General features: G+C 61.6%; 17 protein-coding genes and 1 tRNA gene. All 18 read right to left on the bottom strand.

Features of this window, described 5'->3' with window-relative positions:
* Nucleotides 1–3: 3 nt before the first annotated feature.
* Nucleotides 4–594, bottom strand: coding sequence for an NADH-quinone oxidoreductase subunit C (locus FGKAn22_RS03775; protein ID WP_212786650.1), 591 nt, complete (start codon nucleotides 592–594; stop codon nucleotides 4–6).
* A gap of 8 nt (nucleotides 595–602) precedes the next feature.
* The gene (locus FGKAn22_RS03770; RefSeq protein WP_212786649.1) at nucleotides 603–1,079 is read right to left on the bottom strand and encodes a NuoB/complex I 20 kDa subunit family protein; all 477 of its coding nucleotides are present in this window, start codon (nucleotides 1,077–1,079) and stop codon (nucleotides 603–605) included.
* The gene (locus tag FGKAn22_RS03765) at nucleotides 1,070–1,426 is read right to left on the bottom strand and encodes an NADH-quinone oxidoreductase subunit A (RefSeq protein ID WP_212786648.1); all 357 of its coding nucleotides are present in this window, start codon (nucleotides 1,424–1,426) and stop codon (nucleotides 1,070–1,072) included. Before FGKAn22_RS03765 ends, FGKAn22_RS03770 begins: the two co-directional genes overlap by 10 nt.
* Nucleotides 1,427–1,540: 114 nt before the next feature.
* Nucleotides 1,541–1,627 (bottom strand) — tRNA-Leu (locus tag FGKAn22_RS03760).
* A gap of 15 nt (nucleotides 1,628–1,642) precedes the next feature.
* The gene (gene secG / locus FGKAn22_RS03755; protein ID WP_212786647.1) at nucleotides 1,643–1,987 is read right to left on the bottom strand and encodes a preprotein translocase subunit SecG; all 345 of its coding nucleotides are present in this window, start codon (nucleotides 1,985–1,987) and stop codon (nucleotides 1,643–1,645) included.
* A gap of 21 nt (nucleotides 1,988–2,008) precedes the next feature.
* Nucleotides 2,009–2,764, bottom strand: a complete 756-nt coding sequence (gene tpiA, locus FGKAn22_RS03750; RefSeq protein ID WP_212786646.1) for a triose-phosphate isomerase — start codon at nucleotides 2,762–2,764, stop codon at nucleotides 2,009–2,011.
* Nucleotides 2,765–2,871: 107 nt separating this feature from the next.
* Complete coding sequence (panD, locus tag FGKAn22_RS03745; protein WP_212786645.1) at nucleotides 2,872–3,252, bottom strand: aspartate 1-decarboxylase; 381 nt, start codon at nucleotides 3,250–3,252, stop codon at nucleotides 2,872–2,874.
* 71 nt (nucleotides 3,253–3,323) lie between these two features.
* A complete protein-coding gene (gene panC, locus FGKAn22_RS03740) occupies nucleotides 3,324–4,157 on the bottom strand; it encodes a pantoate--beta-alanine ligase (protein ID WP_212786644.1) in 834 nt (277 codons plus the stop codon).
* Entirely contained in the window at nucleotides 4,157–4,948 is a 792-nt protein-coding gene (panB, locus tag FGKAn22_RS03735; RefSeq protein WP_212786643.1) for a 3-methyl-2-oxobutanoate hydroxymethyltransferase, read from the bottom strand. The genes panC and panB overlap by 1 nt, the downstream gene beginning before the upstream one ends.
* Nucleotides 4,948–5,589, bottom strand: a complete 642-nt coding sequence (locus FGKAn22_RS03730; RefSeq protein WP_212786642.1) for a deoxynucleoside kinase — start codon at nucleotides 5,587–5,589, stop codon at nucleotides 4,948–4,950. The genes panB and FGKAn22_RS03730 overlap by 1 nt, the downstream gene beginning before the upstream one ends.
* Entirely contained in the window at nucleotides 5,576–6,070 is a 495-nt protein-coding gene (gene folK / locus FGKAn22_RS03725) for a 2-amino-4-hydroxy-6-hydroxymethyldihydropteridine diphosphokinase (RefSeq protein ID WP_212786641.1), read from the bottom strand. Before folK ends, FGKAn22_RS03730 begins: the two co-directional genes overlap by 14 nt.
* Entirely contained in the window at nucleotides 6,070–7,419 is a 1,350-nt protein-coding gene (gene pcnB, locus FGKAn22_RS03720) for a polynucleotide adenylyltransferase PcnB (RefSeq protein WP_212786640.1), read from the bottom strand. Before pcnB ends, folK begins: the two co-directional genes overlap by 1 nt.
* Nucleotides 7,420–7,542: 123 nt before the next feature.
* On the bottom strand, nucleotides 7,543–7,899 hold the full coding sequence (locus FGKAn22_RS03715) for a PsiF family protein (protein WP_212786639.1): 357 nt from the start codon (nucleotides 7,897–7,899) through the stop codon (nucleotides 7,543–7,545).
* Nucleotides 7,900–7,986: 87 nt separating this feature from the next.
* On the bottom strand, nucleotides 7,987–8,721 hold the full coding sequence (locus FGKAn22_RS03710) for a type 1 glutamine amidotransferase (RefSeq protein WP_212786638.1): 735 nt from the start codon (nucleotides 8,719–8,721) through the stop codon (nucleotides 7,987–7,989).
* A 67-nt stretch (nucleotides 8,722–8,788) separates the two neighbouring features.
* The gene (folE2, locus tag FGKAn22_RS03705) at nucleotides 8,789–9,586 is read right to left on the bottom strand and encodes a GTP cyclohydrolase FolE2 (RefSeq protein WP_212786637.1); all 798 of its coding nucleotides are present in this window, start codon (nucleotides 9,584–9,586) and stop codon (nucleotides 8,789–8,791) included.
* A gap of 52 nt (nucleotides 9,587–9,638) precedes the next feature.
* Nucleotides 9,639–11,483 carry a 1-deoxy-D-xylulose-5-phosphate synthase gene (dxs, locus tag FGKAn22_RS03700; protein ID WP_212786636.1) on the bottom strand — a complete coding sequence of 615 codons (1,845 nt, stop codon included), beginning with the start codon at nucleotides 11,481–11,483 and terminating at the stop codon, nucleotides 9,639–9,641.
* Nucleotides 11,483–12,373 (bottom strand): polyprenyl synthetase family protein, encoded by an 891-nt coding sequence (locus tag FGKAn22_RS03695; protein ID WP_212786635.1) that lies wholly within the window; start codon nucleotides 12,371–12,373, stop codon nucleotides 11,483–11,485. The genes dxs and FGKAn22_RS03695 overlap by 1 nt, the downstream gene beginning before the upstream one ends.
* Before the next feature lies 1 nt (nucleotide 12,374).
* Nucleotides 12,375–12,617: an exodeoxyribonuclease VII small subunit gene (locus FGKAn22_RS03690; RefSeq protein ID WP_212786634.1), complete on the bottom strand. Its 243-nt coding sequence runs from the start codon at nucleotides 12,615–12,617 to the stop codon at nucleotides 12,375–12,377.
* Nucleotides 12,618–12,691: the final 74 nt, after the last annotated feature.

Genomic DNA, 12,691 nt, shown 5'->3' with positions numbered 1-12,691 from the left:
TCCTCAATTGCAACCGTAGTTTTCTTCGCGAACGATGCGCGGCGTCACTTCTCGCGGCTCGATCGACACCGGCTGGTACACCACGCGCCGCTGATCCGGGTCGTAGCGCATCTCCACATGACCGGAAAGCGGGAAATCCTTGCGGAAAGGGCTGCCGACGAAGCCATAGTCGGTCAGGAGACGGCGCAGATCGGGATGGCCGGTGAACACGATGCCGTACATATCGAAGGCCTCGCGCTCGTACCAGTTCGCGCAAGACCAGATGTCCGCAACGGATTCCAGCACGGGGAAGTCATCGTCCTCTGCGAAGATGCGCACGCGCAGGCGAACGTTGCGCGCAACGGAAAGCAGGTGGTAGACGATGGCAAAGCGCTTGCCGTCCCACGCCCCGTCACCGTAGGTGGAGTAATCCATCCCGCACAGATCGATCATCTGGTCGAAGCCGGCACCATCGCGCAAGCGAGTCAGTACATCCAGCATATCGGCAGCCTTGACCACGACGGTCAACTCTCCCAGCCTCTCGTCCACGCTGGCCAGCTTGTCACCAAACAAACCGGTCAGATCGGCACGCAACACACTCAAATCAGCAGCCATAATTCACCCTAGCGCGCGATGGTATTGGTTCGTTTGATCTTTTTCTGCAACTGAATGATGCCGTACAGCAAAGCTTCGGCAGTCGGGGGACATCCCGGCACATACACGTCCACCGGGACGATGCGGTCGCAGCCGCGCACCACAGAGTAGGAATAGTGATAGTAGCCGCCACCGTTAGCGCACGACCCCATGGAAATCACCCAGCGCGGCTCGGCCATCTGGTCGTACACCTTGCGCAGGGCCGGAGCCATCTTGTTGCACAGCGTACCCGCCACGATCATCACGTCGGACTGGCGCGGACTGGGACGAAACACGACACCGAAGCGGTCCAGGTCATAACGCGCCGCGCCGGCATGCATCATCTCAACGGCGCAACAGGCCAGACCGAAGGTCATCGGCCACAGCGAACCGGTGCGGGTGTAATTGATGACGGTATCGAGCGTCGTGGTGACGACACCCTTCTCCAGAATGCCTTCTATTCCCATTCCAGGGCCCCTTTCATCCATTCGTAGATAAAGCCAACCACGAGGATGGCCAAAAAGATCATCATGGAAACGAAACCGAAAGTACCGAGTTCCTTGAGTACGACCGCCCAGGGAAAGAGGAATGCGATTTCCAGATCGAAGAGAATGAAGAGGATGGCGACAAGGTAATAGCGCACATCGAACTTCATACGCGCATCCTCGAATGCCTCGAAGCCGCACTCGTACGGAGAAAGCTTTTCGCTATCAGGACGATTGGGAGAGACCAGCTTGCCCAATACCACAGGCACAACCCCCATTGCGATGCCGATACAGACAAACAACAGCACCGGAAAATAATTTTCCAACATTGAGCTTCTCCCCTCTCTGCTTGGCTAACTATGATTCGCGGATTGCCCGGAACCACTTTGTAATCGTTATTTAATCGTACCGGCGCACTGTGCGCCGGGCTTACTTCCTGAATCTGGTGCGGATGGGGAGACTCGAACTCCCACGCCCTTTCGGGCACAAGCACCTCAAGCTTGCGTGTCTACCAATTCCACCACAACCGCGCTACTACTGAAAAACTATCTCGGAATCTCCTTGGATTTCGAGTCATCGGCGGGATTGACCACGGGGGCAACAGGCGCTGCGGGCGCAGCAACCGGACCAACCCTATCCATCACCCCTTGCTGCTGCGCGGGATGCGAGTAGATGTAAGTCAGCGCCAAACTGGTGACAAAGAACACCGCCGCAGCCACTGCCGTGCTGCGACTCAGAAAATTAGCGGAACCGCTGGAACCGAACAGACTGCCGGCCGAACCGGAACCGAATGCGGCACCCATGTCGGCGCCTTTGCCATGCTGAATCAGCACCAGACCGATCAGCACTACCGCCGTCACCACATGCACCACCCAAACCAATGTTTCCACTCAACCGCTCCAAAAACTAAATCAAACCTGCCCGGCGCGACAAATCGCCAGGAACTCTTCCGCCACCAGGGAGGCACCGCCGATCAGACCGCCGTCGATATCCGGCATCTCGAACAACTCAGCCGCATTGTTCGCCTTAACGCTGCCGCCGTAGAGTATACACAACCCAGCCGCAGTTTGACCATCCTGAGCCGCAACCCGCTGGCGAATGAATGCATGCACCACCTGCGCCTGCGACGAGCTCGCCGTTTTCCCTGTACCGATCGCCCATACAGGCTCATATGCCACGACGGCGTTGCGCAATGCCTGCACCCCACCCAAGCCGATCACTGCATCCAGCTGCTCGGCGACCACCGCCTCGGTCACGCCGCTTTCGCGCTGCTCCAGCGTTTCGCCCACGCACAGGATGGGCGTCAAACCAGCCTGCTGCGCCGCAAGGAATTTCTCGGCAACCAGGCGACTGCTCTCGCCGTAATAGGCGCGACGCTCGGAGTGCCCGACGATCACGTAGCCGCAACCAAAATCGCACAACATCGAGGCGGAAACTTCGCCCGTGTATGCCCCCTTGTCCAACTGGTGCACATCCTGCGCACCCCACTTCACGTTGCTGCCGGACAGCTTCTGCTGAGCCTGGAACAGATAAGGAAACGGAACACAAACCGCGCAATCAACATTTGGTACCGAAGCCATCCCGTCGCGCACCGCATCCAGCAGCCCCGCGTTCTGGGCCAGCGTACCGTGCATCTTCCAATTTCCGGCAACCAATTTGCGTCGCATCGTCATCAAATCCGTAAAGCATGAAAGCGCGCAATCCTACCTGCGAAAGGATGAACGGTCAACGGAACGGGGGAGAAAACTGCACGGCCGGACAACCGGCCGTGCAGTTATGCGGCCTGGACAGAGATTTGTTCGCGCCGTGCGACGATGCGATTGTGCTCGTCCACATAGACGAGCTGGGGATGGAATTGCTGCAACTCCGCTTCGGAATATATCGCGAAGGTGGCGATGATGAGGATGTCGCCGGGATCGGCCTTGTGCGCCGCCGCCCCATTGACCGAGATCACCCCGGAGCCTCGCTCCGCGCGGATGGCGTAGGTGGTAAAACGCTCGCCGTTGGTCACGTTATAGATATCGATCTGCTGGTATTCCTTGATATCGGCCGCTTCCAGCAAGTTGTCATCGATCGCGCAGGAGCCCTCGTAATGCAGCTCGGAGTGCGTGACGCGCACCCGGTGCAACTTGGATTTAAGCATGGTTCTCTGCATGGGACACCTCTCGTTTCAATTGCGGCGTTTCAATGGGGCGCGGATTATATAACAGCCAAGCCACCCGGCAATCAGTCGGCCAGAGTGACCTCGACATTGTCGAGCAAGCGGGTGGCACCCAACCTGGCCGCAGCCAGGATCACCCACTCGCGCTGCCCCCGGCCGGCCGGCAGCAAGTCGGACTGGTTGCGCACCTCCACATAATCAACCTGCCACCCCCTTGCCACGAGGGCTGAGACCACATCTTGTTGCAAACGTTCAATATCGCGTTCACCCTGCAGGATGGCCTGGCGCATGCCCTGCAGGGTCCGCGACAGGAACACCGCCTCGGCGCGCTCAGCGTCGTTCAGGTACTGGTTGCGCGAACTCAGCGCCAAGCCATCCTGGGCCCGTACTGTCTCGCCGCCGACGATGTGAACCGGCAGGTTCAGTTCCGCGACCATGCGGCGGATGATGTGCAGCTGCTGGTAATCCTTCTTGCCGAACAGCGCCACCTTCGGCTGCACGATGTTGAGCAGCTTCAGCACCACCGTCGCCATGCCGCGAAAGTGGCCGGGGCGCGCCGCCCCGCACAGCTCGCTGGCAATAGGGGGCGGCTCGACGAACACCGACTGCCGCGCCGGGTACATCTCATCGACCGAGGGAGCGAACACCACATCGACCAACCCCTGTAGCTTGGCGCAATCCGCCTCCAGTGTGCGCGGGTATTTGTCGAAATCCTCGCTCGGCCCGAATTGCAGCGGATTCACAAAGATGCTCGCCACCACACAGTCTCCATGCTCACGCGCCATGCGCATCAGATTGAGATGCCCCTCATGCAGGTTGCCCATGGTCGGCACGAAGGCAACAGCCCTCTCTTTCGCCAAGCGCGTGCGCAATTCAGCAATGGTCGAAATAACTTGCATCAGAAACTATGCTCCTGCGACGGGAATTCGCCGGACTTTACCTCGGCGACATAACGGGAGATCGCGTCGGCGATCGAAGCCGCGCCCTGCATGTAATTCTTCACGAAACGCGCCTTCTTGCCGGGATAAATGCCCAGCATGTCGTGCAGCACCAGCACCTGGCCGGAACAGGCCCCGCCGGCGCCGATGCCGATGCTGGGGATGGTCAGCGCGGCGGTGACCTCCGCGGCCAGCGCGGCGGGCACGGCCTCCAGCACCAGCATGCCTGCGCCGGCCTCTTGCAGCGCCAACGCGTCGCGCAGCAGGCGCTGCGCAGCCTCGTCGCCCTTGCCCTGCACGCGGTAGCCGCCGAGCTGGTGCACCGATTGCGGCGTCAGACCGAGGTGTCCGCACACCGGAATGCCGCGCTCGGTGAGGAAACGTATCGTCTCCACCATCGCCGAGCCGCCCTCGATCTTCACCATCTGCGCGCCCGCTTCCATCAGTTGCGCCGCATGCACAAAGGTCTCACGCGGACTGACCTGGAATGTACCGAACGGCATGTCAGTGATGATGAATGCCTGCCCTGAGCCGCTCGCCACACAGGCGGTGTGGTAAGCCATGTCATTCAGGGTGACGGGCAAGGTGGTCTCGCGCCCCTGCAGCACCATGCCTAGCGAATCGCCCACCAGCAGCACATCCGCTCCATTGGCTTCGAGCAGCGCTGCGAAGCTGGAGTCGTAGCAGGTCAGCATGGCGATCTTCTCGCCCTTGTTGCGCATGGCTTGCAGTGCGGTCAGCGTGGTTCGCATCAGGTCCCCCGGCTAAAAAATTCGCGCGGTCCGCGCATCTGCTCGATGCGTTTCAACAGCAGTGTGAAATCCTCGTCACCATCGACGAAGTTCAGATGCTCGCTGTTCACCATCAGCACCGGCGCCGCGTCGTAATGATAGAAGAAATCGCTGTAGCTCTGCACCAGCCGCATCAGGTAGGCATCGGAGATGCTTTGCTCATAGGGCTTGGCGCGCCGCCGCACCCGTTCCACCAGCGTCTGCGGCTCGGCCTGCAGATAGATCACCAGATCCGGTGCTGGAACCTGCAATTGCAGCGAGTGGTATATCTGCTGGTACAGCGCAAACTCCTCCTCGTTCAGGTTCAGGCGGGCGAACAGCATGTCCTTGTCGAGCAGGTAGTCCGCCACGGTAGCCCCCTGGAACAGATCCATCTGCGCAAGTTCGCGCACCTCGTCGCCGCGCTGGAACAGGAAGAACAGCTGCGTCGCCAGTGCATGGCGCGCCGGGTCCTGATAGAACTTCGCGAGGAACGGATTCTCGTCCGGCTTCTCCAGCAGCGTCGAGGCGCCGAGGTGCTGCGCGAGCCGGCGCGCAAGACTGGTCTTGCCCACGCCGATCGGCCCTTCGACCACCACATAGCGATATTTATTGAGCGACATCCTGCATCCGTTCCAGTACCTGTCCCGCACACGCGTGCAACGCCTGCTCCGCGCTGCCGACGCCCGGGATGACGCAATCCGGCGCGATCTCCAGCAGCGGTTGCAGCACGAAAGCGCGCAGATGCATCTGCGGGTGCGGGATGGTCAGCCCGTGCTCATGAAGTTGAAGATCGTCGTACAGCAACACGTCCAGGTCCAGCGTGCGCGGGGCGTTGCGGAACGTGCGTTCGCGGCCGTGATCGTGCTCGATCTGCAATAGCGCCTGCAGCAACTCATGCGGCGTGAGCGCCGTCTCGATCTTCGCCACGGCATTGACGAAATCCGGCTGATCCAGATAACCGACGGGAGCGCTGCGGTACAGCGAAGATCGCTGAAGCAAGCGCGTGCCCGGCAAACGATCGAGATCGGAGAAGGCGTGCTGCAACTGGCTGCCGGGGTCTTGCAGATTGCTGCCCAGCCCGACAAAGGCGATGTGCGGCATTATGCAGACGGCTCTTCCGTTGCGGCGGCCGCCGGTTTCTTGCGCGGCTTGCGGCGGCGACGCTTCTTTTCGCCCGCACCTTCCGGCTGCAGCATCTCGGCGCGACGCTCGGTACTGGCCTCCTGGAACTCATCCCACCACAACCCCAACTCCTGATCCACTTCACCGCTGGCGCAGCGCAACAGCAGGAAGTCGTATGCGGCGCGGAAACGCGGCTGCTCCAGCAGGCGGAACGGCCGCTGCCCGGCGCGCTGTTCGAAGCGCAACTGCAACAGCCAGATCTCTTTCATTACCGCATCGTGGCGATGCGGGATCGCAAGCTGCGCGCGCTGTTTCGCCAGAACATCGTCCATCGCCGCATGCATCGCGGGGATCGGGCGCTCGCCCTGCTTCTGGTAAGACTGCCACGCAGTCAGCACTTCATGCCACAACAGCGCGGCAAACAGAAACGCGGGAGAAACCGGCTTTTCCTGACTGAGCCGCTCGTCGGTGTTGCGCAACGCCAGCATCACGAACTTCTCGCCCACGGGCTGCTCCAGGATCACATCGAGCAGCGGCAGCAGGCCGTGATGCAGATGCATCTTGCGCAGATGCTGGATGCACTCGACCGAATGGCCGGACAGCAGCATCTTCAGCACCTCGTCGAGCAAACGCGCCTCCGGCACGTTGTCGAGCAGGCCCTTCAGCTTGCCGATCGGCGCGGCCGTTGCCGGCTCCAGCTTCATGCCCAGCTTGGCTGAGAGCCGCACCGCACGCAGCATGCGCACCGGGTCTTCGCGATAACGCGTGGCCGGGTCGCCGATCATGCGCAACAACTGGTTGCGCGTATCGTCGTAGCCGCGATGGAAATCGTGGATCTCCTGGGTGGACGGATCGTAGAACAGCGCATTCGCGGTGAAATCGCGCCGCGCCGCATCCTGCTCCTGATCGCCGAACTGATTGTCGCGCAGCAGGCGGCCATGCTCGTCGGTCTCGGCATCTTCAGCCTCGATCATGCTGCGGAATGTGGATACCTCGACCACCTCTTCGCCGAACATCACATGCACCAGGCGAAAACGCCGCCCGATGATGCGCGAACGGCGGAACACGCGGCGAACCTCCTCAGGCGTGGCATCGGTCGCCACATCGAAATCCTTGGGAATGCGGTCCAGCAGCAGGTCGCGCACCGCACCGCCCACCACATACGCCTGATAGCCCGCCGCCTGTAGGCCGTCGGTGACCTTTTGCGCGCCGTAGCTGATCTGCTCGCGCGCCACGCCATGCAACCCGAACGGAATCACCTGCGCATTACCCACCGTTTTGGTCCTGGCCGGTTTGCGGAATACGCGCTTGAGGAATTTTTTAATCATGCCTTCTTCATTAGTGGGCGCCACGCCGGCGCGAAAAGAGCGCGGATTATACACCGCATCGATTTCACCGCCCCCAACGAAAAAACGCGCCTTGCGGCGCGTTTTTCATCAGGAACATGCTGGCTAACCTTTCAGGCAGGTACTCATGAACGACTTGCGCTCATCAGCTTTCAGCCCTTTGGTCTTGGCTTCGGCACTGCACGCCTTCATCTTGTTCTGCTGCGTGGCTGCAGCTGCTGGTGCGGTCGGGGCAGCAGGCGCGGCCGGTGCCGCAGGAGCTGCCACGGCGGTACCGGACTTCAGTTGATAATCCTTGGACAGGCACTTCTTCATGAACGCCTTGCGCTCATCTCCCTTCAGCGTCTTTTCCTTCGCTTCCTTGTTGCAACCCTTCATCTTGTCCTGTTGCTCCCCGGCGAAAGCCGGGGATGAAACGGCGAAAGCGAAACCCAGACCAACCAGTGCAATCAGCTTTTTCATGGAAACCTCCTTGAGTTAAGTGACGACGGCAGAACGGGACAGGCACAGCAATCCCGCAGCGCACCGTACTCCGCACCCCACAGAGGGTCAATATGCCGGATTGTCTAGATAATTCGGCCTAGGTATCCCGTCTATCCACTTGGCATAGAGCCGTTCCGCAACCTGCTGCAGACCCGGCAACTCATCCGCCATTTGCCGTTGCATCGCATCAGCAGACTGCACCGCAGGACTGGCCTTGGCGGCAAAAAGTTCGTCCGCACCGATCTCACACCAGGACGCGATCATCCCGGCAGTCATCTCGACGTGGCATTGCAGCGCAAGGTGTTTGCCGATGGCCCATGCCTGGTTGGCGCAGTGCGCGCTGGAAAGCAAGCGCACAGCGCCTTGCGGCGGGGTGAAGGTCTCGCCGTGCCAGTGGAAGACATTGAAGTGCCGCACATCGCCGAACCATGCGCGCGCGGTATCGTTGTCCGCCACCGCGACTTCGCCCCAGCCGATCTCCTTCACCGGGTTGCGCAACACCTTGCCGCCCAGCGCCTTGGACATCAGCTGCCCGCCGAGGCAATGCCCCAGCACCGGGATGTCGCGCGCCACGGCATCGCGGATCAGCGCCTCGACCGGCGCGATCCACGGCAGATCGTCGTTGACGCTCATCGGCCCGCCCATAAACGCCAGCCCGGAAAACGCCTCGACCGAATGCGGCACGGCATCGCCCGCGTCGATGGCGATCAGCTTCCAGGGAATGCGGTGAGCGTCGAGGAAGTCGGCGAGATAGCCGGGACCTTCGGCGGGGGCATGGCGGAAGATGGCGACGGGTTTCATGTCATGTAGGGGCGCGATTCATCGCGCCCTGTTTTTTGACCGCGCATGGGCGCGATGAATCGCGCCCCTACAGGGTCTTATCGCGTTCGATAAGCGCATAAGCCGAGTGGTTATGAATCGATTCAAAATTTTCCGACTCGACGATGTAGGCATCGATGCGCTTGTCCGCATTCAGCGCGGCAGCAACGTCGCGTACCATGTCCTCGACGAACTTGGGATTGTCATAGGCGCGTTCGGTGACGAATTTCTCGTCGGGACGTTTCAGCAAGCCGAACAGTTCGCAGGACGCCTGTTCTTCGGCGATGCGGATCACGTCCTCGACCCAGACGAACTCGTTGGTGCGCAAAGTGAGCGTGACATGGGAACGCTGGTTGTGCGCGCCGCGCTCGGAGATCTTCTTGGAGCAGGGACACAGGCTGGTGACCGGCACCACCACTTTCATGGTGACGCGCGCCTTCCCGTCGACGACCTCGCCGATGAAGGTCACGTCGTAGTCCAGCAAGCTCTGCACACCCGACACCGGTGCGGTCTTGTTCACGAAATACGGGAAGTTCATCTCGATGTAGCCGGACTGAGCCTCCAGGCGAACCACCATATCACGCAGGATGGTCTCGAACGACTCCACCGAAATCTCGCGCTCGTGCTCGTTGAGTATCTCGACGAAGCGCGACATGTGCGTGCCTTTGAAGTTGTGCGGCAGGTGCACGTACATGTTGAAGGTGGCGACGGTATGCTGCACGCCGACGCTCTTGTCCCTCACCTTGATCGGATGGCGGATGCCCTTGATACCGACCTTGTTGATCGCCAGGTGGCGCATATCGGCGGAGCTTTGCACGTCGGGAATAGGGTGTTTCTGGGCGTTCATGGCAGACTTTCTGAATTCTTGACTGAAGGGATTATAACCAAGCCCGACCGAATCACTCGGCCAGCCTGTTCCGGATGGCGGCGGCGATCCCTGCGGCATCCAGGCCGCAATCCGCCAGCATCTGGGCATGCTCACCCTGCTCGATGAAACTGTCCGGCAAACCGAGATGCAGCACCGGCACGGTGACGCCGTGCCGGTGCAGGCATTCCGCCACCGCGCTGCCCGCGCCGCCCTCCACGGCGTTCTCTTCCACCGTGACCAGCAGGCCATGCTCACGCGCAAGCTTCAATACCAGTTCCTCATCCAGCGGCTTGACGAAGCGCATGTTGGCCACGGTCGCATCCAGCTGCCCGGCGGCAGCCAGCGCGGGCGCCAACAGCGAACCGAACGCGAGGATGGCGACTTGCTTGCCGCTGCGGCGGAGTTCGCCCTTGCCCAGCGGCAAGGCATGCATCGACGGCTTAGTCTCCACGCCCGGGCCGCGCCCGCGTGGATAGCGCACTGCGCTCGGCGTATCCAGCTGAAAGGCGGTATAGAGCATCTGGCGGCATTCGTCTTCGTCCGCCGGCGCCATCACCGTCATGTTCGGGATGCAGCGCAGATAGGAAAGGTCGAAACTGCCCGCGTGGGTCGCGCCGTCCGCACCGACCAGTCCGCCGCGGTCTATCGCCAGCACCACCGGCAGGTTCTGGATGGCGACGTCGTGGATCAGCTGGTCGTAGGCGCGCTGCAAAAAGGTCGAGTAGATCGCCACCACCGGCTTGTAGCCGTCGCAGGCCAGCCCCGCGGCAAAAGTCAGCGCGTGCTGCTCGGCGATGCCCACGTCGAAGTAGCGTTGCGGAAATTCCTGCGCGAACTCGACCATGCCGGAGCCTTCGCACATCGCCGGCGTGATGCCGACCAGCCGCTCGTCCTGCGCCGCCATGTCGCACAGCCATGCGCCGAACACCTCGGTATAGGTAGGCTTGCCCGACTGCTGCGGGGTGATGCCGCTGGCCGGATCGAACTTGCTCACGCCGTGATACAGCGTGCAGTCCTCCTCAGCATGCGCGTAACCCTTGCCCTTCTGCGTGACGATATGCAGGAACTGCGGGCCTTCGAGCTTGCGGATGTTGCTCAGGGTATCCAGCAGAACATTGATGTCGTGACCATCGATGGGGCCGATGTAGTTGAATCCGAACTCCTCGAACAGCGTGCCCGGCGTGACCATGCCCTTGACGTGCTCCTCGGCGCGCTTGGCGAATTCCAGCACCGGCGGCATGCCCTTGAGCATCTTTTCGCTGCCGCGCCGCATCGCTGCATAGAAGCGGCCGGACATCAGCTTGGCCAGGTAGTTGTTCAGCGCGCCTACCGGCTGCGAGATCGACATGTCGTTGTCGTTGAGGATCACCAGCAGGTTGGCGTCCATCGCCCCAGCGTTGTTCAGCGCCTCGAACGCCATGCCGCCGGTCATCGCGCCGTCGCCGATGATCGCCACCGAACGCCGCGCGCTGCCTTCCAGTTTCGCAGCGACCGCCATGCCCAGCGCGGCGCTGATTGAGGTGCTCGAATGCCCGGTGCCGAAAGTATCGTAGGGACTTTCCTCACGCTTGGGGAAGCCGGCGATGCCGCCCGCCATGCGCAACCGGCTCATCGCCTCGCGCCGCCCGGTAAGGATCTTGTGCGCGTAGGTCTGGTGGCCGACGTCCCACACCAGACGGTCGTCCGGCGTATTGAATATGTAATGCAGGGCCATGGCCAGTTCGACCGTACCGAGATTGGAAGATAGGTGACCGCCGGTCTTGCTCACCGACTCGACGAGGAAGGCGCGCAGCTCTTCGGCCAGTTGCGGCAACTGTGCACGCTCCAGCTTGCGCAGCTCTTCCGGATCGTTGATGGAGGAAAGCAGCGGGAACATCAATATTTTCTCAGCACGATGAAGTCGGCCAGTTCGCGCAGACGTCGCGCCGCTTCGCCGAATTCGACCAGCGTTTCCAGCGCCTCGCGATGCAGGCGCTGTGCCATGTCGCGCGCGCCCTCGATACCGAGCAGGCTGACATAGGTGGGCTTGTCGTTGTCGGCGTCCTTGCCCGCAGTCTTGCCCAAAGTCGCCGTGTCCGCCTCGCAATCGAGCACGTCGTCCACCACCTGGAAGGCGAGGCCGATCAGCTTGCCGAAGTGGTCGAGCTTGTCGAGTTGCGGCTGGCTGATGTTGCCGCAATGAGCCCCCAGCAGGATCGCCGCGCGGATCAGTGCGCCGGTCTTGTGGATGTGCATGAATTCCAGTTCGGGCAGCGTGAGCGGCTTGCCCACGCTGGCAAGGTCGATCGCCTGGCCGCCCGCCATGCCGCGCGAGCCGGAAGCCACTGCGAGCAGCTTGACCATCTCCAGTTGTCGCGCCGCATCGCCGCTCAGGCGGTGTTCCGCGAGCAACTGGAATGCGAGGGTCTGCAAGGCGTCGCCGACCAGCAGCGCGGTCGCCTCGTCGTATTGCACATGGCAGGTCGGCTTGCCGCGGCGCAGCACATCGTCGTCCATGCACGGCATGTCGTCATGCACCAGCGAATAGGCATGGATCAGTTCGACTGCGGCAGCGGCGACATCCAGCCGTGCCTGTTCCGCCCCTGCCAGCTCGCCCGCAGCGAAGGCCAGCAGCGGGCGCACGCGCTTGCCGCCGTCCAGCACCGCATAGCGCATCGCCTCGTGCAGCCGCTGCGGCGCGACGTCCGCCTGCGGCAGCAATCCGCGCAGCACGTTTTCGAAATGGGATTGCCGGGCCGCGACCCAGCTTTGGAAATCGGTATGCATATCAGTTCGTTCCGGTCTCGCCGCTGGCGGAAAAATCCTTCAGTACGCCGTCTTCCAGCACGCGCACCTGCTGCTGCGCATCTTCCAGCCTGGAACGGCAGAAGGTCAGCAGTTCCGCGCCGCGCTTGTAGGCCGCCAGCGAATCTTCCAGCGACAGCTTGCCCGCCTCCATGTCGGAGACGATCTGCTCCAGTTCGGCCATCGCCGCCTCGAAACCCACCGTTTTCTGCGATTTACCCGCCATGTCCGTCTCTGTTTACCAAAGACGGGCATTTTACCCAACGGTTCCTGGCCGAGCCAATTTTTGTTGCCCCGCCC

This window comes from Ferrigenium kumadai (assembly GCF_018324385.1).
GTDB lineage: Bacteria > Pseudomonadota > Gammaproteobacteria > Burkholderiales > Gallionellaceae > Gallionella > Gallionella kumadai.
Note: the sequence above shows the minus strand (reverse complement) of the source record. Positions and strands in the feature narration are given on the sequence as shown.